The 2630-nt window shown below is 71.5% G+C and carries 4 protein-coding genes; all 4 read right to left on the reverse strand.

Features of this window, described 5'->3' with window-relative positions:
• Positions 1 to 280, reverse strand: a 280-nt coding sequence (locus P409_RS31400) for a FecR family protein (protein ID WP_152613651.1), incomplete at its 3' end; no start/stop codon positions are given.
• 418 nt (positions 281 to 698) lie between these two features.
• On the reverse strand, positions 699 to 1739 hold the full coding sequence (locus tag P409_RS31405) for a C-terminal binding protein (RefSeq protein WP_034847758.1): 1041 nt from the start codon (positions 1737 to 1739) through the stop codon (positions 699 to 701).
• A 14-nt stretch (positions 1740 to 1753) separates the two neighbouring features.
• A complete protein-coding gene (locus P409_RS31410) occupies positions 1754 to 2095 on the reverse strand; it encodes a hypothetical protein (RefSeq protein ID WP_034847761.1) in 342 nt (113 codons plus the stop codon).
• 89 nt (positions 2096 to 2184) lie between these two features.
• The coding region (locus P409_RS31415; protein WP_034847766.1) for an FAD-dependent monooxygenase at positions 2185 to 2630 on the reverse strand (446 nt) is incomplete at its 5' end.

Here is a 2630-nt window from a genome sequence, read left to right on the forward strand (position 1 = left end):
CGCGGGCCCAGACCGCGCCCGAGTCCAGCTCCATCCGGGCGGGGGCGCCGTCGCCGCCGATGTCGCGGACCAGCAGCTGCGAGTTGTTGTGGACGCGGATCTGGGTCTGGTCCGCGAACAGGATCGCCAGGCCGCCCAGCGCACCGGTGCGCAGCGCGTCACCGCCCAGCAGCACCTGCTGCACCTCGACGTCCTGCCACAGCTCGCCGGCGGTGAAGCGGATCTCGGAGCCGCCGGTGGCCTGGACGACGGAGCCGGCGGCCCGGCCGTCGCGCGGCACCACCGCCGCCCCGGCCGCATCGATACTGAACAGAGGAAGAGCAAGGCCCAGCGAGCCCGACAGAATCCGCCTGAGAACAAGGCGGTGCCCCGAACAATCGACCTTCATCAAATCGGACCCTCGCGGGGACGTTATCAAAAAGTAACGACCGCGGCCCCCAGCCGGCAGACATCAGGACAATAAAGCGAAAAATGCCCGCGATCTCCCCTCCAATTGGAGGGGCCGGGGCGGTTTTGGCGATATCATTGAGAGAGGGACCGCCGCGATCGGTTATTTTCGAGCTGTCATCCTCGGGCTTGACCCGAGGATCCAGGGGCGGCCAGAGCCGCTCTTGGTGGCCCCTGGATTGCCGGGTCAAGCCCGGCAATGACAACAAGAGTTTAGCTCGGTGCCTTGGCTTTCGCCGATACCCCGGCCCTCAGCGCCGCAGCTTCTTCCGGTCCAGCACGGCCTCGTTGACGCAGTTGCGCAGGGCGCCGCTGCGCAGATAGGCGACCGTGGTCTCGGCCGACAGGCGGCGGGCGTCGGTCTGGCTCTCCGGGCTCGACCACGCCGCGTGCGGGGTCAGGATCAGCCGGCCGCGCAGCCAGTCCGGCTGGTCGTGATAGGCCTGCAGCAGGGCCGGCAGCGGCTCGGGCGGCGGCTCCTCCGGCAGCACGTCCAGCGCGGCGCCGGCGATCCGCCCGGCCTGCAGCGCGCCCAGCAGCGCGTCGAGGTCGACGATGGCGCCGCGGGCGGTGTTGATCAGCACCGCATGCGGCCGCATCACCGAGAAGGCGGCGTCGCCGAACAGCCGGTGCGTCTCCGGCGTCAGCGGCGCGTGGATCGAGACGATGTCCGACGCCGAGAGCAGGTCCGACAGCGTCTCGACCCGGGTGACGCCCAGCGCGATCTCCATCCCGCGCGGGATGTAGGGGTCGTAGGCCAGCACTTCCAGCCCGAAGGCCTTGGCCCGCATCGCCGTGGCGGTGCCGATGCGGCCCAGCCCGACGATGCCGATCGTGGTGCCGCGGATGCGCCGGGTCAGGCGCCCGGCCTCCAGCGTGTAGTTGCCGGCCGGGTCGGCCTGCAGCGCCCGGTCATAGGCCGGGATGCCGCGCAGCAGCGCCAGCATCAGGCCGATGGCATGGTCCGCGACCTCGCTGGTGCCGTAGTCGGGCGTGTTCGCCACCGGGATGCCGGCGGCCCCGGCCGCGGCCAGGTCGATATGGTCGAAGCCGACCCCGGCGCGCACGATGATCCGGCAGCGCGGCATCTTGTCGATCACCGACTGGTCGACGCGCAGCTCGTGCCATGTCAGCAGCGCGTCGCAGGCGGCATAGACCTCGTCCGGGATCTTCTTCCGGTCGCGCTCGCGCCGGATCACGAATTCGACATCGGCGCCGCCGACCTGCCGTTCGATCACGGCGTCATCGGCATATTGCGCGTCGGGCGTCAGGACGGTGAAGCGGGGCGCCATGTCGGGCCGGCCGGTCAGTGGTCGCCGCGGTGCAGGATGCTGCCCGCCATGCCTGTGTCGTAGGCCAGGCCGTCGGCGGTGACGATGGCCGCGCCGGGGAAGCCGGAGCGGATCAGCCCCTTGCGCTCCAGCGCCGCGAACACCGCGATGTTGTGCAGCCCGGTCATGTCCCGGCCCATCACCACCGCGTCGCCGACATGGTAGTGGTCGCCATGCGGCGGCGGGAAGCTGGAGACCAGCACCGTGCCATCCTCCTGCTGCGTGGCGAAGCGCGGCGTCTGCGCCATGTGCTGCAGCACGGTCAGGGTCTTCAACTGCAGCGGGTTGAGGCCGAGCGGGTTCTTCTTGGCGGGCATCGGGGATCGTCGCTTGTGAAACGGGCGGCCGCGGGGGCCTGTCACCGAACGGTAGCAGTGCCCGCCGCTGGCCGCCACACTCCTTGGGATCAGATCCCGCCGGGCGCGATGCCCTCGCGCATCAGCAGCCGGCGCAGCGGCGCCACCCGCTTCACCGCCTGCAGCGCCAAAGCGCGCAGGGCGAGGGCAGGGGCCGCGTCGGTGAGGAGAGACCGGTTCAGCAGGTCGACCCCGGCGGTGCGGCTGGCGACGTCGCCGCGCCGCTTCGCCTCGTAGCGCGCGGTGACCGAAGCGGCGCCGGGATCGATGCCGGCCCGGATAGCGTCGGCGGCCACCGCGGCGATGGCGTCGGCATCGCGGAAGCCGAGATTGAGCCCCTGGGCGCCGATCGGCGGCAGGGCATGCGCCGCCTCGCCGAGCAACGCGACTCTGGGCACCGCCAGCCGTCGTGCGGCCAGGCCGGACAGGGGGAACACCTGGCGCGGCCCGTCCAGCGTCACCGCACCCAGGATCGGCTCGGCCCGCCGCCCGATCG

Source organism: Inquilinus limosus MP06, from assembly GCF_000767795.1.
In the GTDB taxonomy this organism is placed as follows: Bacteria; Pseudomonadota; Alphaproteobacteria; order DSM-16000; family Inquilinaceae; genus Inquilinus; species Inquilinus limosus_E.